The sequence below is a fragment of the Microvirga massiliensis genome (genome assembly GCF_001006805.1).
Classification (GTDB): domain Bacteria; phylum Pseudomonadota; class Alphaproteobacteria; order Rhizobiales; family Beijerinckiaceae; genus Microvirga; species Microvirga massiliensis.
Window position 1 is genome coordinate 1 of the sequence record NZ_LN811354.1, and the last position, 26,517, is coordinate 26,517.

General features: G+C 64.4%; 25 protein-coding genes and 1 pseudogene. 9 read left to right on the top strand and 17 right to left on the bottom strand.

Going from position 1 to position 26,517, the window contains the following annotated elements; translation table 11 throughout:
• Both BN1233_RS49145 and BN1233_RS16000 read right to left on the bottom strand, forming a co-directional pair.
• A partial coding sequence (locus tag BN1233_RS49145) for a hypothetical protein (protein ID WP_210168218.1) occupies window positions 1-189 on the bottom strand: 189 nt, incomplete at its 3' end.
• A gap of 371 nt (window positions 190-560) precedes the next feature.
• On the bottom strand, window positions 561-3,029 hold the full coding sequence (locus BN1233_RS16000; RefSeq protein WP_048708162.1) for a helicase-related protein: 2,469 nt from the start codon (window positions 3,027-3,029) through the stop codon (window positions 561-563).
• 286 nt (window positions 3,030-3,315) lie between these two features.
• Here BN1233_RS16000 and BN1233_RS16005 point away from each other — a divergent pair.
• A pseudogene (locus BN1233_RS16005) lies at window positions 3,316-4,914 on the top strand (alpha-amylase family glycosyl hydrolase).
• Window positions 4,915-5,385: 471 nt separating this feature from the next.
• Here BN1233_RS16005 and BN1233_RS16010 read toward each other — a convergent pair.
• The gene (locus tag BN1233_RS16010) at window positions 5,386-5,844 is read right to left on the bottom strand and encodes a hypothetical protein (RefSeq protein ID WP_147707326.1); all 459 of its coding nucleotides are present in this window, start codon (window positions 5,842-5,844) and stop codon (window positions 5,386-5,388) included.
• Window positions 5,845-6,511: 667 nt separating this feature from the next.
• On the opposite strand from BN1233_RS16010, the gene BN1233_RS16015 reads away from it, so the two are divergent.
• Window positions 6,512-8,137: a chloride channel protein gene (locus BN1233_RS16015; RefSeq protein WP_046864635.1), complete on the top strand. Its 1,626-nt coding sequence runs from the start codon at window positions 6,512-6,514 to the stop codon at window positions 8,135-8,137.
• Between the two features lie 60 nt (window positions 8,138-8,197).
• Here BN1233_RS16015 and BN1233_RS16020 read toward each other — a convergent pair whose 3' ends face one another.
• The 13 genes from BN1233_RS16020 to pdxH form a co-directional block, all read right to left on the bottom strand.
• On the bottom strand, window positions 8,198-9,457 hold the full coding sequence (locus tag BN1233_RS16020) for a class I SAM-dependent RNA methyltransferase (protein ID WP_046864636.1): 1,260 nt from the start codon (window positions 9,455-9,457) through the stop codon (window positions 8,198-8,200).
• Complete coding sequence (locus BN1233_RS16025; RefSeq protein ID WP_046864637.1) at window positions 9,450-10,175, bottom strand: TlyA family RNA methyltransferase; 726 nt, start codon at window positions 10,173-10,175, stop codon at window positions 9,450-9,452. Before BN1233_RS16025 ends, BN1233_RS16020 begins: the two co-directional genes overlap by 8 nt.
• 89 nt (window positions 10,176-10,264) lie before the next feature.
• Complete coding sequence (gene dxs, locus BN1233_RS16030; RefSeq protein WP_046864638.1) at window positions 10,265-12,181, bottom strand: 1-deoxy-D-xylulose-5-phosphate synthase; 1,917 nt, start codon at window positions 12,179-12,181, stop codon at window positions 10,265-10,267.
• A 181-nt stretch (window positions 12,182-12,362) separates the two neighbouring features.
• Window positions 12,363-12,611, bottom strand: coding sequence for an exodeoxyribonuclease VII small subunit (locus BN1233_RS16035; protein ID WP_046864639.1), 249 nt, complete (start codon window positions 12,609-12,611; stop codon window positions 12,363-12,365).
• A gap of 129 nt (window positions 12,612-12,740) precedes the next feature.
• On the bottom strand, window positions 12,741-13,253 hold the full coding sequence (locus BN1233_RS16040) for a tyrosine phosphatase family protein (protein WP_046864640.1): 513 nt from the start codon (window positions 13,251-13,253) through the stop codon (window positions 12,741-12,743).
• A gap of 87 nt (window positions 13,254-13,340) precedes the next feature.
• Entirely contained in the window at window positions 13,341-13,946 is a 606-nt protein-coding gene (locus tag BN1233_RS16045; RefSeq protein ID WP_046864641.1) for a YfbR-like 5'-deoxynucleotidase, read from the bottom strand.
• Between the two features lie 3 nt (window positions 13,947-13,949).
• Window positions 13,950-14,558, bottom strand: a complete 609-nt coding sequence (locus BN1233_RS16050; RefSeq protein WP_046864642.1) for a DNA-3-methyladenine glycosylase I — start codon at window positions 14,556-14,558, stop codon at window positions 13,950-13,952.
• Window positions 14,555-15,436, bottom strand: coding sequence for a CAF17-like 4Fe-4S cluster assembly/insertion protein YgfZ (gene ygfZ / locus BN1233_RS16055; RefSeq protein WP_046864643.1), 882 nt, complete (start codon window positions 15,434-15,436; stop codon window positions 14,555-14,557). The genes BN1233_RS16050 and ygfZ overlap by 4 nt, the downstream gene beginning before the upstream one ends.
• Before the next feature lie 198 nt (window positions 15,437-15,634).
• Window positions 15,635-15,892, bottom strand: a complete 258-nt coding sequence (locus tag BN1233_RS16060) for a hypothetical protein (RefSeq protein WP_046864992.1) — start codon at window positions 15,890-15,892, stop codon at window positions 15,635-15,637.
• A gap of 223 nt (window positions 15,893-16,115) precedes the next feature.
• Window positions 16,116-16,481, bottom strand: a complete 366-nt coding sequence (locus BN1233_RS16065) for a TIGR02301 family protein (RefSeq protein ID WP_342341650.1) — start codon at window positions 16,479-16,481, stop codon at window positions 16,116-16,118.
• Window positions 16,482-16,681: 200 nt separating this feature from the next.
• Entirely contained in the window at window positions 16,682-17,116 is a 435-nt protein-coding gene (locus tag BN1233_RS16070; protein WP_046864993.1) for an NUDIX hydrolase, read from the bottom strand.
• Window positions 17,117-17,177: 61 nt separating this feature from the next.
• Window positions 17,178-17,930 (bottom strand): SDR family NAD(P)-dependent oxidoreductase, encoded by a 753-nt coding sequence (locus tag BN1233_RS16075; RefSeq protein ID WP_244470719.1) that lies wholly within the window; start codon window positions 17,928-17,930, stop codon window positions 17,178-17,180.
• Window positions 17,931-18,063: 133 nt separating this feature from the next.
• The gene (gene pdxH / locus BN1233_RS16080) at window positions 18,064-18,729 is read right to left on the bottom strand and encodes a pyridoxamine 5'-phosphate oxidase (RefSeq protein ID WP_046864645.1); all 666 of its coding nucleotides are present in this window, start codon (window positions 18,727-18,729) and stop codon (window positions 18,064-18,066) included.
• Between the two features lie 64 nt (window positions 18,730-18,793).
• Here pdxH and BN1233_RS16085 point away from each other — a divergent pair, with 64 nt between their 5' ends.
• The 7 genes from BN1233_RS16085 to BN1233_RS16115 all read left to right on the top strand — a co-directional run bounded on the left by BN1233_RS16085 (window position 18,794) and on the right by BN1233_RS16115 (window position 25,119).
• The gene (locus BN1233_RS16085; RefSeq protein ID WP_046864646.1) at window positions 18,794-19,204 is read left to right on the top strand and encodes an RT0821/Lpp0805 family surface protein; all 411 of its coding nucleotides are present in this window, start codon (window positions 18,794-18,796) and stop codon (window positions 19,202-19,204) included.
• A gap of 298 nt (window positions 19,205-19,502) precedes the next feature.
• Entirely contained in the window at window positions 19,503-20,444 is a 942-nt protein-coding gene (locus BN1233_RS16090) for a DnaJ C-terminal domain-containing protein (RefSeq protein ID WP_046864647.1), read from the top strand.
• Between the two features lie 81 nt (window positions 20,445-20,525).
• On the top strand, window positions 20,526-21,356 hold the full coding sequence (gene fabI, locus BN1233_RS16095) for an enoyl-ACP reductase FabI (protein ID WP_046864648.1): 831 nt from the start codon (window positions 20,526-20,528) through the stop codon (window positions 21,354-21,356).
• The gene (locus BN1233_RS16100; RefSeq protein WP_046864649.1) at window positions 21,353-21,943 is read left to right on the top strand and encodes a histidine phosphatase family protein; all 591 of its coding nucleotides are present in this window, start codon (window positions 21,353-21,355) and stop codon (window positions 21,941-21,943) included. The genes fabI and BN1233_RS16100 overlap by 4 nt, the downstream gene beginning before the upstream one ends.
• A 151-nt stretch (window positions 21,944-22,094) precedes the next feature.
• Window positions 22,095-23,234, top strand: coding sequence for a chorismate synthase (gene aroC / locus BN1233_RS16105; RefSeq protein WP_046864650.1), 1,140 nt, complete (start codon window positions 22,095-22,097; stop codon window positions 23,232-23,234).
• 27 nt (window positions 23,235-23,261) lie between these two features.
• The gene (gene ribB / locus BN1233_RS16110; protein ID WP_046864651.1) at window positions 23,262-24,344 is read left to right on the top strand and encodes a 3,4-dihydroxy-2-butanone-4-phosphate synthase; all 1,083 of its coding nucleotides are present in this window, start codon (window positions 23,262-23,264) and stop codon (window positions 24,342-24,344) included.
• 193 nt (window positions 24,345-24,537) lie between these two features.
• Complete coding sequence (locus BN1233_RS16115) at window positions 24,538-25,119, top strand: L,D-transpeptidase (RefSeq protein WP_046864652.1); 582 nt, start codon at window positions 24,538-24,540, stop codon at window positions 25,117-25,119.
• An 84-nt stretch (window positions 25,120-25,203) separates the two neighbouring features.
• On the opposite strand, the gene BN1233_RS16120 is transcribed toward BN1233_RS16115, so the two are convergent.
• Window positions 25,204-26,271 (bottom strand): acyltransferase family protein, encoded by a 1,068-nt coding sequence (locus tag BN1233_RS16120; protein ID WP_425311720.1) that lies wholly within the window; start codon window positions 26,269-26,271, stop codon window positions 25,204-25,206.
• Window positions 26,272-26,517: the final 246 nt, after the last annotated feature.

A 26,517-nucleotide genomic window follows, 5' to 3' on the forward strand; every position in this document is an offset into this window, starting at 1 on the left:
GAGGAAGATTTTTGATCCGCCCCGGAGATTTTTCTTTGTCTCCATAAATAAAGACAAAGAAGTACCGTTCGCAGAAATTACAAGAATCTCTGCGCTCCGTGTATTGAACCGAATCCGGCTCAATAACCCTCGTGCTGTTGCCAGAGGAGCCGGCAAGCTCTCCCGAATGGTTTCGGGGCTCGGGCTCATGTGCATCTCAAGGACAGCCGGCCTTCCGGACCATTCTCCTCAGACTGAGCGTCCTCGGGCCATGGGTTCGGAGGCGCAGAAAGCCACCCCCGGGCAATGGCCTGGGAGCCGGCAATCAGGCTGTCTGGAAACGGCGCTGGTTCGCTTTCGCGGCGCCGGGAGGGGACACATAATCAATTCCCCCCGCATTGCAAGAGGGAATGATCGCCCGTCGAGTCTCGTTCAACCAGGTTCGGGACATGGCCGAGCCGGTCGACGAAATCTTCATCGGGGGGAGGGGGCTGCCAAGCCGGCAATGCCCACAGGGCTGATATGGGGAGCGCCTCGGGGAATTCAAGGAGCCGGGGCTTCCGGCCTCCCGTGCGAATGCGTCAGCTGACGAAGGCTCTGGCGTTCTGCCGGTCTCTGCCACCATTCGTCCGCCGGTCCGGTCCTCCGCCCTTCTCTCGCTTCTTGCCGCGCCGATCCCTCGCGCGCGACACCGACGAGGCAACGAGCTTCTCCTCGATCATGGCATTGAGGTCCGAGCGCAGCTCCAGGACGTGCTCGCTCCCTGTGTAGGCATTTGGGTATCGCTGCCCCAACCACAGCCACGTCGTCACGATCTTCACCCGAGATTCGAGCTTCAGAAGGTCGGCGTTCACGCCGAAGTTCGGCGGCTCGACCCAACCGTGTTTCGCATGCTGGCGAGCCCAGGCGAGGAGCATGTCGACGGCCAGACCATCCCGTGCATCCACGGGAGCCATGGAATAGGAGAGGCGATCGAGGATCGGGAGCGGGACGGTATCGAGGAGCTGAGCGAGGCCGATCATCTCCTCCAAGTCCGCCATCCTCAGATCCGGATGGCCGGCCACGAGCGTATCGTCGAGGTACTGGAGAATCCGTCCGAGGCGGTCCGTGTGCAGGACCTCGCTTGCGGAAAGCACCGTCTCTCGGTTCGGCCGCACATAGGCGTTGCCTCTCAATTTTCCCGATTCCTGCGCGAGAGCGGTTTCGATGACGGGTCGCAGCAAGCGGTATGATCCTGCTTCGGAAAGGGCCGTCACCAGACCTGTGTCGTGATGACCGAACCGCCCTGCGCGGCCAGCGATCTGCTTGATCTCCATGGGGGAGAGCTGCCGTCGCCGGGAGCCGTCGAACTTGCTGAGTGTGGAAAAGACGATGCGCCGGAGGGGACCGATATTCAGGCCCATCCCAATGGCATCAGTGGCAACCAGGATTTCCGCCTCTCGATTTCGGAACCTCGCGGCTTCCGCCCGCCGGACCTCCGGGCCGAGAGCGCCGTAAATCGTAGCGACGCTTCGCCCCGAGCGGACGAGACGAGTTCTCAAGTCGTGGATCTCGGCACGGGAGAAAGCGATGACGGCATCGCCGTCGGCCAGCTTATTGAGTTCCACAGGCTCGTTCTCGACGCGAAGCTGACCCTTGCGTTTCAGGATCCGCAACTTCAGCGGCTCCCCGGTCATCGCCAGCAGGTGTTCGACCAAGGGGATTGCCTCCGGGGCTCCGGTGAGCACGACAAGGCGTGCAGGCGCTCCAATGATGGCCTGAGTCCAGGCCCAGCCCCGGCTGTGATCGCCGAGCATCTGCACCTCGTCGATCACGCAGACATCGACCACGCGCCCGAGATCCAGGGTTTCGATCGTGCGGGCGATGTGCGTCGCTCCTTCGGGAACCACACGCTCCTCGCCCGTGATCATGCCAGCCGAGAGCCCGCGCTCGCTCAGTCGCTCATAATGCTCCAAGGCGAGCAGTCGCAGAGGGGACAGGATCTCGGCCGTCTCGGCCTCGGTGGCCAGCCGGAGGGCCTCATGGGTCTTACCGGAATTGGTCGGGCCGGCGAGAAACAGGACTTGGCGGTTGAGTGATCTCGCCAGGGGGAAGATGGCCGCGTAGCTCTCGTATCCGGACGCCTCTCGGATCTGAGCCTCACGCAGGTGACGCAACCTTCGCGCCGTCGCCTTGGTGCGGATCTCATCGAGCGCTGTCCGCAATTCGCGGGCGACCTCGTCCGGTTCGTCCTCCGTAGTGATCCGAAGAGGGGCGAGCCTGCCAGCGGCGGATTTGATGGCGTGCAGGATCGCGCTGCGATCACTCTCCTCGTAAGGCGACAGATACGTCTCATTCTCGTCGCGCCAGGTGCGAACGGCCTCCTCGCAGGCGTCGAGAGTGGCGTCCCGGAGATTCTTTACCCGGGGCGCGAGGAGTTCGGCGGCCGCGACGGCGTCGTCCGGTGAGAAGCGGTTCGGAGCGTGGACGATGCTCTCGACCTCGGGCGGCTCCGCGATCGTCATCGTGACCGCGACCGACAACTCCACATTCGGGAGGATCAGGAAGTCATGCTCGAATTCGATCCGATATCCGGCGAGATCGGGTTCGGGCTTCGGCGGATGATGTGAATGCCGGCCGTCGCGAACGGGTTTGGTTTCGCTGTCCAGAGCGGCTCGGATCGCTTCGCTGACTGCGATCCCGGTTTTCCCACGGAGAGCTGTGGCGATGTACTTGCGGCGCCGGTGAGCCGCTCCTCCGGATGGAGTCGATTCGTTCTGATGTGCGCGAGGTGCTCTTCGAGTGTGCGCGCTTCTCGCAGCCTCGCTGCGATGCGCATGACTCTCGGCAGTGTCGCGCCTGCGCCACTTGGGCACCTCGCGGGCGAGGGTAGTGACAATGTCCGGATCGAATAGCCGCTCCTGAACCGTGCGACCCCATTTCCGAACCGGTCTCCGCTCGGCAACCGGAATCAGGCCCTCCTCGATCCAGCGCTCGCATTCGGCCTCGCTCGCCAGCAGCAGGCCTGGAAGATGGTTCAGCGTGACGAGATCTTTTCGATTCTTGCTCATGTCCTCATCCGCCCCGGCCGGCGCTCGAGCAGGATTGCCGCCTCTATGCCCGTTATAGAAGGGGTCGGGCTGGCCTCGTGCAAGTGCTCCACCGCATTCTCACCTCTTGCGCCAGCCAATGTGAGCACTGGCTCGACATCCCGGCTGAACTCGCCCGATGAACCGAGGTTCCAGTACGCCCGGCATGGCTCGGGGTTCGAGCGGGGCCTTTCCCCATAGGCAGGGGCTTTGCTGAACCATACCGCCAGTCGCGAGTTCCACGGGTCGGTCAGCGAGGGAGGGATCGATGCCTGAAGTTCGACCGGATCGCCACACGTGGTGGCAGACGGGCGTGATCTATCAGATCTATCCGCGCTCCTTTCAGGATTCGAATGGCGACGGTATCGGCGATATTCCGGGCATCACCGCGCGCCTTGATTACATCGCATCCCTCGGTGCGGACGCCATCTGGATCGCGCCGATCTATCCGTCGCCCATGGCAGATTTCGGGTACGACGTATCCAACCACTGCGACATTCACCCGATCTTCGGCACGTTGGCCGACTTTGACCAACTCGTTGCCGAAGCACACCGGAGAGAGATCAAGGTCATTCTCGACTTCGTCCCGAACCATACCTCGGATCAGCATCCCTGGTTCAGGGAGAGCCGGTCCTCTCGAGGCCACCCGAAGCGGGATTGGTACATCTGGTGTGATCCGAAGCCTGATGGCTCTCCTCCGAGCAACTAGCTGAGCGAGTTCGGCGGCTCGGCGTGGACCTTCGATGCGACCACAGGGCAATTCTATTACCATGCCTATCTCGCGGAGCAGCCGGACCTGAACTGGCGCAATCAGCAGGTGCAGCAGGCCATGCTGCGGGTGCTCGGCTTCTGGTTCGATCGCGGTGTCGACGGCTTCCGTTTCGACGCCATCCACCACCTGTTCGAGGACGAGCGGCTTCGGGACAACCCGCCGGATCCGGTGTGGCGCGAGGGCATGTCGCCGGCGCGACGCGTGATCCGGGTCCACACGATGGATCAGCCGGAAGTGCATGATGCCATTGCTGCCATGCGCCGCGTCGCCGATTCCTACGATGATCGCGTCATGATTGGTGAGGCCTACCTGCCGATCGACCGGCTCATGACCTATTACGGCGTGGATCTCACCGGCTTCCATCTACCCTTCAACTTTCACCTGATCTCGACGCCGTGGAATCCCGTCGCTGTTGCGGCCCTGATCGACGCCTACGAGGCGGCATTACCCCGAGGAGCATGGCCGAACTGGGTGCTGGGCAATCATGATCGTTCGCGCGTCGCGAGCCGTCTCGGGCCGGAGCAGGCTCGTGTTGCCGCCATGCTCCTTCTGACGCTCAGGGGCACGCCGACGATCTATCAGGGCGAAGAGCTTGGCATGACGAATGTTCCCATCCCGGCCGAGCGCGTCCAGGACCCATGGGAGAAAAATGTCCCCGGGTTGGGCCTGGGGCGCGATCCTGCCCGGACTCCAATTCCCTGGGACGAGAGCTCCAATAGCGGATTCACGACAGGTGAGCCTTGGCTGCCTGTCGGTGGCGAGAACAAAGCTTTGAATGTCATTGCACAAGTCGGGGACACACGCTCCATGCTTTCGCTCTACCGCAGCCTGATTGCCTTACGCCGTTCGGAGCTTGCACTGGCCATCGGCGAATACGTACCGGTTGCGGCGACGGGCGAGGTGCTGGCGTTCGAGCGACGCCATCATGATCGACGGCTAGTGGTCGCTCTCAATTTCCGACAATCACCTCAACGCCTGGATCACATCTCCGGCCGAAAAAAGCTCCTGCTGTCGACATTCCTTGATCGCGCGGGTGAATCGCTGGACGAGATCAGGTTGCAACCGAATGAGGGCGTCGTTGTCGAACTGCTGTGAAGCAGATCACCGCTGGCGGGCAGGGGAAGAGATGGAATCCGCTGCAAGCTGCTGTCTTTCGCGGTTCAATCGCCCACTCCATGGAATTGCTGTGTAGGCTTCTCCGATACCCTCACCGGCACTGATGCAACAATTGCTACCGGGCGGGCACTACCCCTTTCCTGCGGCCCTATCGGCAGGATCGCGCCAGCCTCCTGGAGCACAAACAACCCAGGAATCGGGTATCCACGTCTGGAATGCCTGTCTCCATTCGCGACAACGAGCGCGGAAGCAATAGTTTATACACTACTGGTCCACCGCGCGTCCTTCACAGACTGCCATGGAGGAGTGCCATGGGCATGCTACATGATCTGCTCTTTCTGAGCACAATGCTCCAGGTCGCTATCGCCCCTGACGATTTGCCTACATGCTCGCCAGGGCTGCGGTGACGACTAGCCTCTGAAAAATTCTTTCGTGCTCAGCACTTTGACCTCAGCAAGCATCCTGGCGTCCCAGGCAGCGGTCCATTGCTGCGATTGCATCACGCCACTCTTGCGCGGCTGAGGCGCGTGCTTCCGGGCGCTCGCTCCTCATATGCCCGTAAGCGTCACGAATAGCCTTGAAGCGGTCCCGGATCGCGCTCAGATCGGCTCGATCATCGCTGCGCAAGCTGCGTTCGGAAACCTCGGCAATTTGCAACAGGCATTCGCGCAACAGGCACACGATCTCGTCGGCATCCGAGATTCCGGACTGATCTTCCAACCGCTGGTAGACGAGATAGGTACCGTCACCATTGGTGGTAAAAAGGAACAAGTGATCGAATGTCCGCTCGATCTCGGAAATGATAGGAGGGCGGTCCGATACCTCTCCTTGAGCCGGAACGGCGCAGAATTGCATCAGTGCTGCGATCAAGAGCCCGCAGCATGGCAAAGTGGCGGTGCGGCGCATCATCGGTAGCGCTCCGATCGAAGAGCCGAGCTCAAGTGGCTCGAATCTGGCGAGCAGCATACCCGGCCATGAGCGAGCGGGCGAGCAACGGCTGGACATTCCTGATCGGGCCGTGCCGGCAATTCGCACACATCGACATTCGCCAACCGCAGAGTGTGGCGACTGGCAAGACCGGTATGCCTCTATAATTCACCGATCCTGGTAGCGTTGGGCCTTGTGCCTCCAGGCCCTGGCCTGGGATTCGGGCAGGCTATGCGGTTATCACGCTTGGGCACCGCAGGGGGCGTGAGGTGCCCATCCGCGATAGCAATCTGAACGGGTTCAACTATCTTCCGACCCCGCAGGAAACGACGGATGAGCCGGACAGGTGGATCGATAAACGGTCCGAGGAGGGAACGCTCTTCGCGAAGGTGGCCTCTATCAGTTGTCACTCTGACATGGTGTTGTCTCGCTCTGTTGCCCTTCGGGATGTGCATGCTTGCATGAGCAAGAAAAGGCGACGTTTCGTCGTGGACTCCATGAGCGCTTGTGAAGTACTGGCGCACTTTCCCGATTGTGCGATTGACCTCAACCGTTTTGGGAGCCGGTGCGGGTGCTCTCCGATTCGCCTCTCTGAGGATGGCCAGTCTCTATAGCCCGAAGAGATTCCGTGGGAGCACGCAGCGCTTTCATGAGGCGGTTCATTCAACGCCTCTTGGCACTCCTCACCGATCTCGTCCGGCCGAATCTCGCGGCCTTCACCCGCGAGCGCGAACCGATGATCTGGGTCACATCCCTGGTCGTTGGTATTCTTGCCGGGGCGGCCTCGGTCGCCTTCCGGGCTGGCATCAACGCTGCGCAACTCCCGTGGCTTGGCACCATGTCCGAGCGGGTGGCAAGTGTGGCGGGAACCATCCCCTGGCCGATCGTGCTGCTGGCTCCGGCCGTCGGCGGCCTGATCGTCGGCATTCTCCTCAACTTTGTGCCCGGACGTCGTGGGGGAGGGCCCGCAGATGTCATTGAGGCCGAGGCCTTCGACCCGCACAGGCTCGGGCTTCGCAATGGGCTTCTCGGAGCGCTGGCTTCCGCGATCACGCTCGGCTCCGGCGGAAGTGCCGGACGCGAAGGGCCAGTGATCCATCTCGGCGGGACAATCGCGGCAGTTCTCACGCGCCGCTTCGAGCTCCCCGCTGCCGGAGGCCGGGTGCTCCTGGGGGCCGGTGTGGCCGCTGCGATCGCCGCCTCGTTCAATGCTCCGATCGCGGGTGCATTGTTCGCTCTTGAAGTCATTCACCGGCGCATCTCGGTCGTGATGCTGCCGCCCATCGTCATTGCCTCGGCCGCTGGCGCCGTCATCGGCCGGATCGCGTTCGGCGAGTTCCCGGCCTTCACGATCCCCGAGCACCGCATCATCTCCTATTGGGAGTTCCCGGCCTTTGCGCTTCTGGGTGTGGTGGCCGCGGCTGTGGCGATCTTCTTTCAACTTGCTGTCATGAGCGCGGACTGGGCACTGCGAGGTCTGGTCCTTCCGCTCTGGCTGAAGCCGGTCCTGGGTGGGCTGTGTGTCGGAGCGCTCGGCGTGTTCTTTCCCGAAATCCTGGGGGTCGGCTACGAAACCATGGAAGCGGCGCTGACCCAGAGCTTGCCGCTCGGACTTTTGGTCGGTCTCGTGTTCCTGAAAACCGCCGCGACAGCGATCACGCTCGGCAGCCGCCTGGCCGGCGGAATCTTCTCGCCGACGCTGTATCTCGGCGCCATGGCGGGAGCAGCCTATGGCATCCTGGCCGCCCGTGCATTTCCGGACCTGGCCTCGAGCAATGCCGTCTACGCCATTCTCGGCATGGGAGCCGTGGCGGCAGCGGTTCTCGGCGCACCGATCTCGACCACGGTCATGGTGTTCGAGATGACCGGCGGCTATGCCATGAGCATCGCTCTCCTGCTCACGGTGTCGGTCGCGAGCTCTCTCACGCGTGCCTTTCTGGGTCGCAGCTTCTTCCAATGGCAACTCGCTTCCCGGGGGCTTTTCCTCGACCAAGAGCCCCATCCGCGTCCCGAAGGCGATCTGAGGGTCGGCAGGTTGATGAGGCCCATGAGGCCAGGTGAGAGCGCGGAAGCCTATGCCGGCAGCGTTCTGACGACCGCGGACTCCCTGGAGGAGGCGCTCAGGGCGTTCGACGCCTGCGGCCTCGAGCGGCTTCCGGTCGTGAGGGCGCAAGACACCGATCGTATCCTCGGAATGGTCGACCAGGCCGATGTCCTCAGGATCCTCAATGCCGCGCCCGTGAAGTCAGCCGGCGAGGAGCGCCGCGAGAGGTGACGGTTCACCCCAGCGATGTCATTCGTCACGGCAGAGCGCTACGCCGATCCACGGTAGCCCTCATCCACGTCGGCGACGCGCACTGCGCCGAGGCTCGCGTCGGAGCACGCCGACAATCTCGACGTGAGGACTGTGCTTGAACTGGTCGACCAGTACTACCTCGTCGAGGGTAAAGCCGGCAGCGATCAGAATTGCCGCATCGCGCGCGAAGGTTCCTCCATCGCACGAGACGCTGACGACTCGCGACACGTTCGACCCGGCGATCTGCCGAACCTGTGCTTCAGCGCCGGCGCGGGGCGGATCGAGCACCACCGCCTCGAATTTATCGAGTTCCGGGCCGAGAAGGGGGCGCCTGAAGAGATCCCGAGCTTCCGTTGTGATCCGTCGTAGTCCAGGAGTGAAACGGGCCGCCCGGTCAAGCGCCGCAACGGCTGCCCGGTCCAACTCGACGGCATGAATCTCCGCGCGTTCCGCAAGCCTGAGGGCAAATGGACCGCAGCCACTGAAGAGATCCGCGATCGAGCGTGCATCCCGGCAGCCTTCCATGACCAGTTGCGACAGGACTTCCTCGCCGCGGCGTGTTGCCTGCAGGAACGAGCCTGGGGGCGGCACGACCTGTGCCCGCCCCATGACGATGACCGGCGAACGTCGCTCGAGAAGCAATTCGCCGTGCAGAGAGAGACGCGCAAGATCGAGCGAGCCGGCGAGATCGCACAATCTGCGGCCTTTGCGATCGTCGACCGGGCCGTGACCGCGCAGATCGATATCGAGACCGCCCTCCGTCGCGGTGATCTGGATGTCGAGCGGCTTGCGCGCCGATGCCAGCGCCCCAGCCAGAACACGGGCGACCTCGGGTGCACGTGTCTTGAGCGCCGGCTCGGCGATCGGGCAATGGTCGATCTCGACGACCGTATGGCTGCGCGCGGCCATGTAGCCGACCTGCACGCCATGCGCGAAACGCCCGTGCAAGGTAATGCGCCGGCGGCCATCTCCGTGCGCATCGACGAGATCTCGCAACGGCGCATCGATGCCGGCCTGCCGTAGCGCCACTGAAACGGTCTCGCGCTTCCAGCCCTGATACAGGCTGTGGCCCATATGCTGGGTCGCGCATCCGCCGCAGCGCCCGAAATAGGGACAGAACGGCGTCTCGCGATCCGCCGAACGAGTCTCGACGGATTCGAGCTGCGCGCGCGATCCCTCGCGTCTGACGAGCACATCCTCGCCCGGCAGTGCGCCCGCCACGAAGACGGCTCCGCTCTCCGTATCGGCGATCCCGTCGGCTTTCGCGCCGAGTCGGCTGATGTGCAGTTGCTCAGCCACGTCGCGCGCCCAACAGGAACTCGCGGTTGCCGTCTCCGCCTTCGATCGGGGAGGGCGCCAGGCCGAGCGCGGTGAATCCGAGGCCCTCCACGAAATGCGTCATCGACTCACACACGGTCCGGTGCACCGCCTCGTCGCGGACGATGCCCTTCCGGACATGGGCCGGCCCGGCCTCGAATTGCGGCTTCACCAGCACGGCCATGGTTGCCCGAGGTGCGAGAAAGCCGATTGCAGGCGGCAGCACGAGCTTCAGGGAGATGAAGCTCACATCGGCGACGAGAAGATCGATCGGCTCGGGAACGTCTCTTCCGGTAAGGTTGCGCGCATCCATGCCCTCGAGGGAGATCACCCGTGGGTCCGCTGCGATGCGGGCGTGCAGCTGATCGTGTCCGACATCGACGGCATAGACCCGGTGCGCGCCTCGATTGAGCAGTACTTCGGTGAATCCGCCCGTCGAGGCGCCGAGATCGAGGCAGGTCCGTCCCGCCGGATCCAGGGAAAAATGGTCGAGTGCGGCGGCGAGCTTCAACCCGCCGCGCGACACGTAAGGGTGGGGCGCGGCGGCCTCGATCTCGGCCGCGCGGGCAATCATCTCCGAGGGCTTTCGCACCGGCGATCCGTCGGCGCGCACCAAACCGGCCGCGATCGCTTCCTGCGCGCGCGCCCGGCTCTCGAAAATTCCCCGCTCGACCAGGAGCCGGTCAGCCCGTTCTCGCATTGCCGAATTCAACGTCCCAGGCTTGCAGTCCGTCGGAACTCGCGACCTCCGTTGATCCAACAGAGGCAATGAGGGGCTGCAGCCTTGCCCTATGCGCGCACCTTTAGAATGTCGGCGTCGTGCCCAAGCGCCTCGAATACTTTCGTGACAATCGCCTGTGCGTTGAGCGCCGCCTTGGCGTATTGCCGATCCGGAGTGTCATGATCGATATACTCGTCCGGCAGGATCATCGTGCGGACCTTGAGATGCCCGTCATCAAGGAGGCCGGCATTCGATAGGAAATGCAGCACATAAGATCCGAAGCCGCCGATCGAGCCCTCTTCGATCGTGATCAGGACCTCGTGCTCCCGGGCGAGCCGCGCCACGAGGTCGGTATCGAGCGGCTTGGCGAAGCGCGCATCCGCCACGGTGGTCGAGAGACCTCGTCCTTCAAGCTCTTCCGCGGCCTTGAGGCTCTCGGCGAGACGTGTTCCCAGCGAGAGAATCGCGATCCGCGTGCCCTCCCGCAGGATCCGTCCGCGCCCGATGGGGAGTGGGACACCACGCTCGGGCAGGTCCGTCCCGACTCCCTCGCCACGGGGGTAGCGGAAGGCAATCGGGCCCTCGTCATAGGCCGCAGCGGTCGCCACCATGTGCACGAGTTCGGCCTCGTCGGCGGCTGCCATCACGACCATGCTGGGCAAACAGCCGAGATAGGCGATGTCGAAGGAGCCTGCATGGGTTGCGCCATCGGCGCCGACGAGACCGGCCCGGTCGATCGCGAAGCGCACCGGGAGGTTCTGGATCGAAACGTCGTGCACGACCTGGTCATAGGCCCGTTGCAGGAACGTCGAGTAGATGGCGCAGAATGGCTTGTAGCCTTCGCTCGCGAGCCCGGCCGCGAAGGTAACGGCATGCTGTTCGGCGATGCCGACGTCGAAGGTGCGCTTGGGAAAGGCTCGTCCGAACAGATCGAGGCCCGTGCCTGACGGCATCGCGGCCGTGACCGCCACGATCCGCTTGTCCTCGGTTGCCTCCCGGACCAGGCTCTCGGCGAAGACCCGGGTATAGGAGGGGGCATTGGCCTTGGGCTTCGCTTGGGCACCGGTCACTACGTCGAAGGTGGCAACCCCATGATACTTGTCCGCAGAAGCCTCTGCGGGCGCATAGCCCTTGCCCTTCTGGGTCACGACATGGACGAGGATCGGCCCGTTCTCGGAGTCGCGGACGTTCTTCAGGACCGGCAGGAGATGGTCGAGGTTGTGGCCGTCGACTGGCCCTACATAGTAGAAGCCCATCTCCTCGAAGAGCGTGCCCCCGGTCCAGAAGCCTCGGGCGAATTCCTCGGCGCGCGCAGCCTTCTCATAGATAAAGGACGGCAGGTGCTTGGCGACCTGCTTGGCGGTCTCGCGGAGTCCCCGGTAGGTGCCTCCGGAGACGAGCCGCGCGAGATAGGACGACATGGCTCCGACCGGCGGAGCGATCGACATGTCGTTGTCGTTGAGGATCACGATCAGGCGAGACTGCAGCGCCCCGGCATTGTTCATGGCCTCGTAGGCCATGCCGGCCGACATGGCGCCGTCCCCGATCACCGCGACGACATTGTGAGGCTTTGCCGACAGATCGCGCGCGACCGCCATGCCGAGGCCGGCCGAGATCGAGGTCGACGAGTGGGCCGCCCCAAAAGGGTCGTATTGGCTCTCCGCCCTGCGTGTGAAACCCGAGAGGCCGCCACCCTGCCGAAGGGTCCGGATGCGGCCGCGGCGGCCGGTCAGGATCTTGTGCGGATAGGCCTGATGCCCGACGTCCCAGATCAGACGGTCGCGGGGCGTGTCGAACACGTAGTGGAGCGCGACCGTCAGCTCCACGACGCCGAGGCCAGCCCCGAGATGCCCGCCGGTGACCGAGACGGCATCGATCGTCTCCGCCCGAAGCTCGTCGGCAACCTGCTGGAGTAGATGCTCATCGAGCCTGCGCAGATCCTCCGGGCTGTGCAGTCGGTCGAGGAGGGGTCTTGGAAGGGGCAATGGACGATAACCTTAGCGGAGCCAAGCGGTTCCCGGCAGTCCGGGGCTGACTCCAATTAGGGCGTGCTCAGGGCGAGGTCAAAGCGGTGGTTGACGCACGCCGGCCGTCGGACGAAGCGCAAAGCGCGGGGCCGACGTCATGAACGCCTATCGAGCCCAGTATCTCTGAGGCGGCCTTCGATCAGGATTCGAGATCGAGAGGCGTGACGCTAGCGGCACGACCATCGGGCCCGATCGTGATTCGCTCGATCCGGGCCTCGGCCTTCTTGAGCAGGGCCTCGCAGTGCTTCTTGAGGGCCTCACCCCGCTCATAAATCGTGATCGATTCCTCGAGAGAAACTTCCCCGCGCTCGAGCTTGCGCACGATCTCCTCGAGTTCGGCAAGGGCCGTTTCGAAGGGCAGGGCGTCGATGGGGGTGACCGTGTTCATGACCGCTCCCAGCCGCGCCGGAGCGCGAACGTGCAAGACATCTCGGGCACGGGCCTCGCCCGGGTTCGAAACCGGTTATGAGCATCGCTCGCGAGGCTGGCAAGGACCCCGGTGGCCACCCTCCACACCTCAGTTGTGAGGAAGCATGAAGGGCTCGCCCTCATAGGCCTCGGCGCCTCGTCCGATGCCCTGCACCGCGTCGACCATCCTCCCGCTGCGTCCCAGGAGGTCGTCGGCGATCGAGACCAGCTTCGCGTTCGGCGTCGCAAAGGGCGATGCGCGGCGCAGAGCTGCGGCGAGATCGGCCTCACTGCGCTCCGGCGCGAGTTCGCAGGCCGTGATGAAGGCGGCGGCCGTCGAGCGGCTGATTCCGGCAAAGCAATGAAAGAGGAGCGGGGCCTCGCGATCCCAGGCGCGTACGAACTCGAGCAGCGTCTCGACATGCAACGCGGCCGGCACGATGTGCCCGTCCATCGGCTCGATGATATCGCTGATGCTGAGCACGAGGTGGCGTTCCGGCCGGATGCTCGGAGGCCGCACCACGGGAGTGCCGTCGTTCAGCAGGGTCACGACATGGCTTGCGCCCGTCTTTGCAGCGGTCTCGGCAAGGCGCGCCAGGGAACAGACGTAAAGAGTAGACATCCTGTGCTCCTCGGGGCTTGGCCCAGATTACACCCGGGCCAGGAGGACGGTGCGGCGCCATGGTCGGCGGGGTCGTTACGGTCCGGGCTATACCGGGGCGGGCCCGTTCCGCAAGGTGGAGACCCGCTCCGCAAAACGGGTTTCGGACACCGCGATCGGCCACGGCTCAAGGTATGACAGAAACGATTTCGGCAACGCTGCAGGACGGCCGAAGAAGCGCGTCGCCTCGTCGCGGGTAAACCCCGCGAGTTCCGTGGCTTCCAGAAAGGCAGCTTGGCGATCAGACTGCTTGATCAGTCGCTGGAGGGCGGCGGGCCGGATCACGGGCAGGCCGAAATGGAGATGAATCGCCGCAAGCAGCCGTTGCTCGACGGCCTTGTAGGCGTCTCCGATCACGGCCTTGAAGGGCGAGATGATGTCCCCGATGACGTATTCCGGAGCGTCGTGCAGGAGCACCGCGAGCCGCCACGCGGCAGGTGTGTTCGGCGAGAAATGTTCCGCTATCGCTTCGACGAGGAGACTGTGCTGCGCCACGGAGAAGACGTGTTCACCGCTCGTCTGCCCGTTCCATCGCGCGACCCGCGCGAGTCCGTGCGCGATATCTTCCAGTTCCACGTCGAGCGGAGACGGATCGAGAAGGTCGAGCCGGCGGCCCGAGAGCATCCTTTGCCAGGCGCGAGGGGCTGTCGCCATGGATCAGGAACGTACTCCGAGCGCGGCACATTCTGCGTGGCGATGGCATTCGACGAGATGATCGTTCACCATCCCGACGGCCTGCATGAACGCGTAGACGATCGTCGGTCCGCAGAAGTTGAACCCCTCGGCACGAAGCGCTTTCGAGATCCGGCGCGAGACATCCGTTTCTGCGGGGATCTCGCTCCGGCTCCGAAATACATTCTGCACCGGGCGCCTATCCACGAATTCCCAGAGAAAGCGCGAGAAGCCGCCCCGCTCCTGGAGCGCGAGCCAGGCACGGGCGCCGGCGACCGTCGCTTCGATCTTGGCGCGATTGCGCACGATGCCGGCGTCCAGCATCAGCGCTTCGACCTGTGCTCCATCGAAGCCCGCAACGACGGCGGGATCGAAACCCGCGAAGGCTCGGCGAAAATTCTCGCGCTTGCGCAGGATCGTGATCCAGGACAGGCCCGCCTGAAAGCCGTCGAGGATCAGCTTCTCGAAAAGGGCGCGATCGTCATATTCGGGAACACCCCATTCGGTGTCGTGGTAGGCGACGTAGAGCGGATCGCTGCCGGGCCACCAGCAGCGCGCACGGTGGTCCGGATGATGGACGAGGCCGTCGGTCATTCGGCTGCCTTCGCGCGCGACTCCGGAAATGGAAAGCTCGCCCAGTCCGGCTTCACGAGATCGACGGGCAGGCCGCCAGCCGTGATCGGCTGGCCGGCATCGAGCGCATCCTGGGCCCGATCGAGGCGCACCATTGCGAGCCCGCGTCCGCGCGCCGCCGTCCCGGTCTTGCCGAGGACCCGATCGCCCGCGGCGATATCGGCCCCGGGCTCCGCGACGAAGCCCTCCCGGTAAACGACGGGCACCATCCGCGTGCGCGCGGTGCCGCGGTGCTGCATGCGCGAAACGACCTCCTGGCCGACATAGCAGCCCTTGTCGAAATCGATGCCGTGCAACTGGTCCATCTGTGCCTCGTGTGGGAACGCGTCCCCGAACAGGAAGTCGCGCCCACCCTCCGGGATGCCGAGGACAATGCGACGGACGTGATAATCCTCCGGGGATGCCGTCGTGAACGCGGATGCCTCTCCGGCCGGAACGATGGCACGCCAGCCGAGCGCCGGGAACCGGGGATCAATGCTGGACAGGGAATCGGGCGCATCTGGCTTGGCGGCACCGTCCCAGCCTGCAATCACGGCGAATTCCGCGGATACATCCTGGATTTCGACTTTTGCCCTCAGCCGATAGAACGTGAGGCGCCGTACGAGATCCGGAACGTAGGGTTTCAACACGTCGAGACGATAGCTGCCGGGTTCGAGCGAGCTCTCGAAAACGATGAAATCGAACAGGATCTTGCCCTGCGGCGTGAGCAGCGCCCCGAAGCGTGCTTGACCGGGAGAGATCCTGTCGAGGTCGCAGGTCAGCAATCCATCGAGGAAGGCTTTCGCCGCCTCACCGGCGACCCGCACTACACCCCGATCCGTCAGATGAGCCGTCGGCATTCGCCACTCCCGTTACGCTCGGCGGATTGTGACATAGGCTGGCGGCGCGTGCCCCTCAAGACGAGGAGCGGTTCGCACCCGCCAAGCGGCCGCAGGGTTATCTGGGACTGTCGTCAGCCGATTGCGATGGCGATTGCTGGCGATGCTGCCAGCGATCCGTTTCGAATCGCCGATACGCCGGGATGGCCGTGCTGCCGCTCAGTGCTTGTGCCCCTTCGTGAAGGCGCCACCGCGAATTCGCTCCGGGAGCCCTTCCGCATACTGGGCGACGGCCTCCTCGCCATAGGTGGCGACGAGCTCGTGGAACGCAGCGACGAGTGCGGCCTGAGCCATGTAATCCGCATCGAGACCATCGAGCTCCGCCTCGGCGAATGCCTCGGTGACATAGCTCAGCGCCGCCTCCTTGATGGCGCTCGAGTCCGGAAGATCGGAAAGAAGGACGTCGGTGTCGTTCATGATCATCATGGCCCCTTGAATCGGGGCGGTGCAGCTCCCTTTGTGGAAGTTAGAATTCGCACCGCTCCGCCGCCAGCATCACCTTGCCAAACGGTTAACGCGAGTAACCGGCCGGTCAAAAAATGTGGATAAAGCAATGACGTAAGGTCATGCACGACCTCTCGGCAGCATTATTTTCACGCCCGTCCGCCGTCCCTGAAAGTGCGGGACTCGAGCCATCCGATCAGCCGCCGTAGCGTCCGGCGATCGTCCGGGCGAGCTGATCTCCCTCCTTCAGGAAGCGGTTGGATGCTTCCGTCGCCGAAGGCGTGCAGGCGTTGTACGTGAGAGCATAGCTCCGATAACCCTTGTTGTAGGCGCCGGCGAGCCTTTCCCGTCGGCCGGGCGTCGTCCCTTCCGCCTCGATCAGGGCCTGCATGCGTTGCGGCCATTCCCCAGCCTCCGCCGCCGTACAAAGCGAGCGCAGGAAGGCCAGGGATCCCATGATCTCGGACAGTCTGAGCAGTTCCGGCTCATAGGGCGCCGGTGGCGGCTCGGGCGGTGGTGCTGCCGGCTCTGCGGGTTCCGCCGGTCTGGCGGCGCGGGGCACCTGGCGGCTCGGGGTTGGCGAGGGTTGCGTACGTCGTGGTGCCGGGCGCCGATATTCCGGCGCCGGGACGTATTGCGGCATTGGCTGTTGAAGCGGCTGTCGGGGTGGGCCGAAAAGCCGCTCGAACAAGGACTGCGCGTCCGCTGGGGGTACGAAAACGGAAAGGGCGGCAACTGCCAGGACAGGCGCGGTAATCCTTCTCACGAATTCTGCCCCAGAGCGATCACTGCCGCTTTCGCGACGACATCGGCCAAGTGGGGAGTCGTGCGCAGCTCTCCCACACAGGCCGGATTGACCCAGCGGATCTCGAGGGCTTCTGGCCCGGTGCAAGGCTCGCCCGACAGCCATCGGCCGGCATGGGCGGCGATGACGAAATGCCGGATCGGTTCCCCCGACGCGTCGCGGTCGATGACTTCCACATGGGTCACGAAGCCGAGAAGTTCGGCTTCGACGCCCACCTCCTCGCGCAACTCCCGGAGAGCCGCCTCGGCCAGGGTCTCGCCCCGTTCCACGACACCTCCCGGCAAGGAGAAGACTCCCGCCATCGGCGGCTTTCCACGGGCTGCCAGAAGCACTAGCCCTTCTCGAAACACGGCGATCGAGGCCGCAAGAACGGGACGGGCCGGATCGAGCACGCGCTCCCTGCTCTCCGAGTCCGGCCGGATTCGATCGGCTCCCTGGTGCATCTAGACTCGCTTAGACGTGCTGACCGCCGTTGATGTGCAATTCCGCCCCACTCACGTAAGAGCTCGCCTCGGTGCAGAGGAAGTAGATCGCCTTTGCGACTTCGTCCGGTGTCCCGAGCCTCCGCAGGGGAATCTGCTCCACCAGCTTCTCGGTGCCGGGCGAGAGAATGGATGTGTCGATCTCCCCGGGAGAGATCGCATTCACGCGCACGCCGAGTGGGCCGAAATCGGCCGCCATCTCACGGGTGAGGGCAGCGAGCGCCGCCTTTGAGGTCGAATAGGCTGCCCCGGCGAACGGATGCACCCGCGATCCGGCAATCGAAGTCACGTTGACGATCGAGCCGCGCGCTCTCGTAAGCTCGTCGACGAGGCCGCGGGCGAGGATGATTGAGGCGAAGAAGTTCACGTGGAAGACGTGGATCCAATCCTCGTAGGGCGTATTCAGCGCCGACAGCCGTGCGCCGCCCGCGGCCTTGGGCGAGATGCCCGCGTTGTTGACCAGCGCATGAAGGCAACCGCCCTCGTTGTCGAGGCGGCCCTTCACCTCGGCAATTGCGCGGAGTGTGTCTTGCGGATCCGCCAGATCGACCTGCAGGTGATCTTCGGGCCCCATCTCCCAGGGGCAGTTTTCCGGGAAGCCGTGGCGCGAGCAGGTGATCACCCGCCAGCCCGCAGCTGAAAACCGCTTCACCGTGGCATGGCCGATCCCGCGGCTCGCGCCGGTCAGCAGCATCACGCGCCGCGGATTGTTCGATGATGTCATGGGTGATCCGTTCAATCTCAATGAAGGAGGGTCATCGCACTGGCCGCCGAAGACGCCTCCGGGACTCATATATAGATAAGCCGGAAGGCAAGCGTCGGGCCATGAGCGGGGTAGGACTGGCAGATGCCGGGGCCTAGGGGTAGAGCCTCGTGCGCCGCCACGCCGCTCCTTCGCGGGAGAAAACGACCCGGTCATGCAGGCGAAATGGACGGTCCTGCCAGAATTCGATCGAAACGGGGGCGATCCGAAAGCCGGTCCAATACGGCGGGCGCGGCACGTCGCCGACTAGGAAGCGCGCCGCTTGCGCGGCGACGGCCTTCTCCAGAGCGAAGCGGCTTTCCAACGGGCGTGACTGCTGGCTCGCCCAGGCGCCGATCCGGCTGTCGCGCGGCCGCGACCTGAAATAGGCATCCGCCTCCTCGTCGCTCACGACCGACACCGTGCCGCGGGCGCGCACCTGCCGGCGCAGGCTCTTCCAGTGGAAGACGAGGGCAGCCTTCCGGTTTGCGAGCAGCTCACGCCCCTTGTTGGATTCCGTGTTCGTGTAAAAGACGAATCCATTCGGATCCGCGCCCTTCAGCAGCACCATCCGGACATTCGGCAGTCCCTCGGAATCGACCGTCGCGAGGGCCATCGCATTGGGATCATTCGGCTCGGATTCCTCTGCCTCCTTCATCCAACCGGCGAAGAGGGTCCAGGGCTCGTCGACTTCCGCGAAGTCACCGGTTGTTAACGCGTTCACGATTGTATCCAGGGGTGTGGTTTTCAGCGTACAAGGGTTTCGACGCGTGACGGGCATCGCGACGCGCCGCTCATATAGACCAAGTCGAGCCTGGGGCGAAGGCACGCCTTGGATTCGCCTGATGCTCGTCGTGACGATTGCCGTCCCGCTTTGCGCCTGCAGTTTTGCCCTGCCGGTCGCGACGCTTGCCTCCGACGATCCTGTCGCGACCAGCTCGATCACGCCGCGTTTCGTTTCTCCCCTGTCACCCGACCTCGGTGAGGAGGACTGGCGCCGGGCGCGGGCAGCTCTGGCCGTGGCGCTGGACCCGCAAGGCTCGGGCTCGCAGGTGTCCTGGGACAATCCGGACACTTCGATCAAGGGCTCCTTCACGCCCGTCGGGCAGCCCTTCGTCGCTGACGACAGGATCTGTCGTGCATTCCTGGCTTCGCTGACGGGGACGTCCGGGGCCTCCAGCCTGCAAGGGACGGCCTGTCGCCCGTCCGGGGGAGAATGGGCTATCAAGGACGTGAAGCCTTTCAAGAAGGCCTGAACGACTTTGAGATAACCTGACGGGCAGCCCCGCCGAACGTCGCGCCTCGTCCTACCGCCGTAAGCGGCGCACGGAATGACCCGAGGCGCGGCATTGCTTCGCTCGGGCGTTGCAAGGAAGCAACACTTCTCCCATATGGAGCCGGTGACCGGATCCGTGCAGGTTCCGGCTCCCGGTCGGCTGCCCTTCATGGCATCGCCGGGTAAAAGTCTGCAGATTCTGGAATGCCCAGCAGGATGTTGGCCTCGATCCTCGCCCGGGTCGCGGCGAGCCTCCGTCCCAATTTCGGCGAAACCCGATGCGAAACCCGTATGACGTCCTTGGCGTCTCCCACTCGGCGGAGGAGGCGGAGATCAAGAAGGCCTATCGCAAGCTCGCGAAAGCCTTCCATCCGGATCGGAACGCCGACGATCCCAAGGCGAAGGAGAAGTTCGCCGAGGCGAACGCCGCTTACGAGATTCTCGGGGATCCGGAAAAGCGAGCCCAGTTCGACCGCGGCGAGATCGACGCCGAGGGCAAGCCGCGCTTTCAGGGCTTCGGGTTCGGAGGTGGCTCCGGAGGAGGGGCGAGGTCGGGGGATTTCGAGGGCTTCCCGTTCGGTTTCGGGGCCGGCAGCGGCCCGTTCTCGGGACGCCGCGGCGCGAGAGCATCGGCCGGAGACGACGACATCTTTTCCCAGATCTTCGGCGAGGCCTTCCGAGCCGGCACTGCCGGTAGCCGCCGTCGCGCGTCGGCTAAAGGCGAGGATCTCCAGGCCACGCTGATGGTTACGCTCGAGGAGATTGCGGCGGAGTCCAAGAAGCGTATCACGCTGCCGAATGGCCGCGACGTCGACGTCGTGATTCCGAAGGGCGTCACGTCCGGTCAGGTCATCCGCTTGCGGGGTCTCGGCGCGGGCGGGACCGGTATGGAGCCGGGTGACCTGATGCTGACGATCGAGATTGCCCCGCACGAGCGCTTCACCGCCGAGGGAGCGAATCTGCGCCTGCGTCTCCCGATCGAGCTCGACGAGGCGGTGCTGGGGGGCACCGTGCGCGTCCCGACGCTCGAGGGGGTGGTCGAGATGAAGATTCCGCCGATGACGAGTTCAGGGCGGACGTTCCGCCTCCGCGGGAAGGGGCTTCCCGGAAAGACCGGCCGGGGCGACATCCTCGCGACCACCGAAATTCGCCTGCCGAACGAGGCCGACGAGATCCTGACCGAGTTTGCGCGCAAGCGGCGCTCTGCAAAGGCCATCTGACGGGCATCCGAACCTGCCACTTCCCCCCCGTGATTCCGTCAGCTAAAGAGGCCGCTCCTTTTGGCGCGCTGCGGGTGAATCATGGCGGAAACGACGGGTGCCGGCATTCTGGCTGGCAAGCGCGGCCTTATCATGGGCGTCGCGAATAACCGATCGATCGCTTGGGGGATCGCACAGGCAGCGCGCCGGCACGGCGCGGACCTCGCGTTGACCTATCAGGGTGACGCTCTGAGGAAGCGGGTCGAGCCGCTGGCCCGGGAGTTGGACGCGGCAGTTGTCGGTCATTGCGACGTGACGGATCCGGCGACGATCGACGCCGTCTTTGCCGAAATTGAACGGCTCTGGGGCGGTCTCGATTTTGTGGCCCATTGTATTGCCTTCTCCGATAAGGACGAACTCACGGGCCGCTACGTCGATACCAGCGAGGGGAATTTCACACGCTCGCTGCTGATCTCCTGCTACTCGTTCACGGCGATCGCGCAGCGCGCCGAGAAGCTGATGTCGTCCGGCGGTTCGCTTCTGACGCTGACCTATTACGGCGCCGAGAAGTGGATGCCGCATTACAACGTCATGGGCGTCGCCAAGGCGGCTCTCGAAGCCTCGGTTCGCTACCTCGCTGCGGATCTCGGGCCGAAGAACATTCGCGTGAACGCGATTTCGGCCGGCCCAATCAAGACGCTCGCCGCATCGGGAATCGGAGATTTCCGCTACATCCTCAAATGGAACGAGTACAACTCGCCCCTTCGCCGCACCGTCACCACGGATGAAGTAGGAGAGACCGGCGCCTATCTCGTGTCGGACCTGTCGCGCGGCGTAACCGGAGAAATCCTCCACGTCGACGCTGGTTATCACGTCGTCGGCATGAAGAATCCCGAAGCGCCCGACCTGACGCTCGACAAAGAGGGATCGTGAGCACGGCGGCTGCCCGGATTTTCTTCATCCGGCATGGCGAGACGGACTGGAATGCTGAAGGGCGTCTGCAAGGCCAGCAGGACATTCCGCTGAACCGCATCGGCCGCCTCCAGGCCCGGGAGGTCGGAGAGCGTCTGAAAGCGCTGGCGCCCGCCTATGCGGATTTCGACTATGTCTCGAGCCCGATGAAGCGGACTCGCGAGACCATGGAGATCTTGCGCAACGGCTTGGGGCTGGTTCCGGGCGATTACCGACTCGACCCGCAGCTCGTCGAGCTGACCTTCGGGGCTTGGGAGGGCTTGACCTGGAAGGACGTCCGCGAGCGCGATCCCGTAGAAGCGGCAAGCCGCGAGCGCGACAAATGGGGTTTCGTCCCTCCGGACGGCGAGAGCTACGCCATGCTGACGGAGCGCGTCAGGCCGGTCATCGAGGCCATCGCGCGGGATACCGTGATCGTCTCGCACGGGGGAGTAGCGCGTGCATTCCTTGCACTGACTTGCGGAGTTTCCCACCGCAAAGCAGCCGGGCTCGACATCTGGCAGGGCAAGGTGCTCGTGATCGAGAAGAACGCGTATTGCTGGGCTTGACCGGAGGCATCCCGGAAGAGGCGAGTCTTGTTTGCCGCGGAGGATGCGGCCGGGCGCAAGATGACGGGCGACCTCCGGCACAACGAGCCGCATCGGTCGGGTGACTTGCGCCATCTTTCGTCCTATGACGCGGCAGCATTTCCGAAATACGATGTCGCACAACACCTTCGGCCACCTCTTCCGCGTCACGACCTTCGGCGAGAGCCACGGTCCGGCGCTCGGCTGCGTCGTCGATGGATGCCCACCGGGGATCCCGCTCGAAGCCGCGGAGATCCAGACGGAACTCGATCGCCGGCGCCCCGGCCAGTCGCGCTTCACGACACAGCGGCGCGAACCTGACGAGGTCCGCATCCTGTCCGGCGTCTTTGCGGACGAGCGCACGAAAGGTCAGGTCACGACCGGGACGCCGATCGCGCTCCTGATCGAGAATGTCGACCAGAGATCGAAGGATTACGCGGAGATCCGCGACCGCTATCGCCCGGGCCATGCGGATTACACCTATGATGTGAAATACGGCGTCCGGGACTATCGCGGTGGCGGACGATCCTCGGCCCGCGAGACGGCGGCGCGGGTTGCTGCCGGCGCGATCGCCCGCAAGGTGATTCCGGGCGTGAAAATCCGCGGCGCCCTCGTTCAGATGGGCCCTCACGCGATCGACCGCGCGAACTGGGACTGGGACGAGGTTCACGCCAATCCGTTCTTCTGCCCGGACGCAAAGGCGGCGGAATTCTACGAGGGCTATCTCGACGGGCTGCGCAAGGAAGGCTCCTCGATCGGCGCCGTCATCGAGATCGTGGCGGACGGAGTTCCTCCGGGCCTCGGAGCCCCGATTTATGGAAAGCTCGATTCCGATCTCGCAGCGGCCCTCATGTCGATCAACGCTGTGAAGGGGGTCGAGATCGGCGACGGCTTTGCGGCCGCCTCGCTTCGGGGTGAAGAGAACGCCGACGAGATGCGCGCCAGCAATGACGGCCTTCCGGCGTTCCAGTCCAACCATGCGGGCGGCATTCTCGGCGGCATCTCGACCGGGCAGGCAGTGATCTGCCGTTTTGCGGTGAAGCCGACCTCTTCGATTTTGACCCCAAGGGCCTCGGTCACCCGCTACGGCACCGAAACCGATGTGATGACCAAGGGCAGACATGATCCCTGCGTCGGCATCCGTGCGGTGCCGGTCGGAGAGGCGATGGTCGCCTGCGTTCTGGCGGACCATTTCCTCCGCGATCGGGGGCAGAACGGGGAGGGTGCACATTGGCCCTTCGTGCCTTTGGCCGATGACAGGTCCGGCGGTTAGTCCGGAAAGCCGGCTCCAGGAAGCACCATGACACAGTCCGTTACCGAAGCCATTGAAGCGTTTGCGCGCGGCGAGATCGTGATCGTCACGGATGACGACGATCGCGAGAACGAGGGTGATCTCATCGTCGCGGCCTCGCTCTGCACGCCCGAGAAGATGGCGTTCATCATCCGCCATACCTGCGGGATCGTGTGCGCCCCGATCCCGCTCGCCGAGGCCCGCCGGCTGCGGCTCGACCCGATGGTCGCGAGCAACGACGCTCCGCTCGGCACCGCCTTCACGGTGTCGGTCGACGTGCGGCACGGGCTGACCACGGGCATCTCGGCCGAGCAGCGCACCAACACCGTGCGGGCGCTCGCCAACAACAACATGGGGGCGGGCGACTTCGTCCGGCCCGGGCACGTCTTCCCGCTCATCGCGAAGGAGGGCGGCGTGCTCATGCGCTCGGGCCATACGGAGGCGGCGGTCGATCTCTGCCGCCTGGCGGGCCTGCCGCCGGTCGGGGTGATCTGCGAGCTCGCCAACGACGACGGCACCGTGATGAAGGGCGCGCAGATCGATACCTTCGCCGCAACGCACGGCCTGAAGCGGATCTCGGTGGCGGATCTGATCGCCTACCGGCAGTCCCGCGAGAAGCTCGTCGAGCGGATCGCGCATTTCCCAGTGGAGACCGCCTGGGGCCCGTTCACGGGCTATGCCTACACGACGCCGTTCGATCCCGTGCAGCACATCGCCCTGGTGCATGGCCGCATCGGCCATGGCCGGGATGTTCTTGTGCGGCTGCACCGAGCCGATGTCGTGGCGGACATCTTCGAGGGCGGGCAGACGATTGCTCTCGCGATGCAGCGGATCGCGCAGGAGGGGCGCGGCGTCATCGTCTATCTCCGCGACGGCACCGCAGGCGTGCCCATGACGAACTTTTCAGATCACGAGGCCACGGCCTCGGAGCGCCACCGGGTCTTGGAATGGCGGGAGGTCGGCTTGGGAGCCCAGATCCTGCGTGACCTTGGCATCGTCTCGATTCGGAATCTGGCGATTTCGCCGCGCTCCTATGTCGGGTTAAGCGGCTTCGGCATCGAACTGGCAGGCGAGGAGAGCATCGAGGGGTAAGGAGCCCGACTGCCTCCTACTCCGATATCGGGTCTCCTGCCGAGCTCCGACATGTGGTTATGCTGCAACAGCCTCGAGGACTGGTCTGTGTCATCTTCCGGGTGATTCGCGTCGCGTCCGGATTCCCGACCGAAGCGCGTCTCGTCCGATCAGATCGGCCGCGTCCGAGCGGCAGCCGTATGGGGCTTTCTGCATGCGCCGGGATATTCTTGCGGTCGTTCTCGTCACTTCGCTCGGAGCCTGCACGTACAAGTCGGTCCCGGACCCGCAGGTCTCGACTCGCGATGCCGAATGGATGGCGCAGGTGCCGTCGGTCGAGGATGATCCCCTTAAGGCACGCTATCTGATCGACGATCCGACAGGGGAGGAGCCGGGCACGATCGTCGTCGATACCGGCGAGCGCCTCCTCTACTACGTGCTCCCGAATTGGAAGGCCGTTCGCTACTCGGTCGCCGTCGGCAATGAAGCCTATGGGTGGACGGGCCTTGCACGGGTCGCACGCAAGGCCGAGTGGCCGGCCTGGAACCCCCCGGCGGAGATGCGCGTGCGCTGGCCCCATGTCCGCTCCATGAATGGCGGGCCTGCGAACCCGATGGGCGCGCGCGCCCTCTATCTCTACCAGGGCGACCGCGACACGCTCTACCGAATCCACGGCACGAACGAGCCCGAGAAGATCGGGCAGGCGGTTTCCTCGGGCTGCATCCGCATGCGGAACATCGACGTGATCGACTTGTACAACCGCGTCGATCCGAATGCGCGGGTGATCGTGCGCTGAATCCCTCGGGAGTTCGCGTTACCTTCCTGAAGATGTGAGGCGCCTTCCAAGGCTGTGCTGAGCCCGGTCGATGCGGAAGGCGTTCTACGGACCGCTCTGCAGTCCTGGCTCCGACAGCGCGCGCCCCATTGCTTTGCGCTGCTTGTTGCCGAGCATACGCGCCTTCAGAGCAAGCGATGGCTTCTCGACGAGGTGCCAGGACAGGGCGGCCGCCGCGAGGGTGATCGCGAGGGCAGGCATCAGCAAGGTCAAAGCCGCTGCAGAGGGAAAGAGCGCCACGAGCGCTTGCTGGACAGGCCAGCCGTAAAGATACGTCCCGTAGGAAAGATCCGCCTTCGGAGCGATGGTCGGAACACCGCGGGCCAATCCGAGCCACAGGATTCCGTATGTCTCGGCGAGAAAAAGCATCGGACGATACGCGAACGTCTCGTGCAGGAGCACGGCCGCGAAAAGAATGGCCGCAGCGAGGCCTGCGGAGAGCGGCACGCGATCTCGCCACAGATAGACAGCCCCTCCGGCCGCGAAGATGAGAGGCAGCCGGAGTGCGGTTTCGACTCCCTTGGATGCATCCGGATCCACGATCCCGAGCCCCGCCAGGGCGAATGCGAGCCCCGCGACGCCGACCAGAACCATGCGCCGCCGACGTAACAGTCCGGCAAGACCGAGGATGAGGACCCCAAGGTAGCAGAAGACCTCGTATCGGAGCGTCCATACCGTGGCGAGCGGCGCCTTGAACGGATTCTGCGCGAAAACGTCAGGCAGGCTCGTGTTGCTCTTGAACTCCGTCAGTGTCGCGGTCACGAAGCGCCAAAGGGAAGGGCTCGCCAAGTATTCTGCAGCCGGCAGCCGCGTCAGAGCGAGGCCGAGAACAAGGCCGACGATGAGCGTCGCGGCAATCAGCGCTGGCGCGATCCGCAGGATCCGCGCGATCACGTAATCGCGCCAATCCCGCCGGTCGAAGCTCATCGTGACGAGAAAGCCCGAGATCGCGAAGAAGCCATTGACCGCGTGCTCGCCCAGAGTGAAGCCGGTCGAGATCTTCAACGGCTCGTGATCCGGCACGCCTGTCGTGATGCTGAACGCATGCGACACCACCACGGCAAGCGCGAGGCCCAGGCGGACGAGATCGAAGTTGTTCCGATTGCGCGACATGGCGTCCGCAATCGTCGGGACCCGTGAGTCAGGCGAAGGCAGAGCCATTTTCATCCGTGCAGGTTTCAGCGCGAGCGCACTCCAACTCGACTCCGTACCGAACACAGGGGGCCTGTCGGAAGTCTGAGCGTCGAGCCGCGAACGACTCGACGCGATGCTGGTGGAATGCAGGGACATCCTTTCGCTCGGAACGCCATCGGGACCGACTGCATCGGTCCCGGGCCGGTGATTCCCGACGGGAAACAC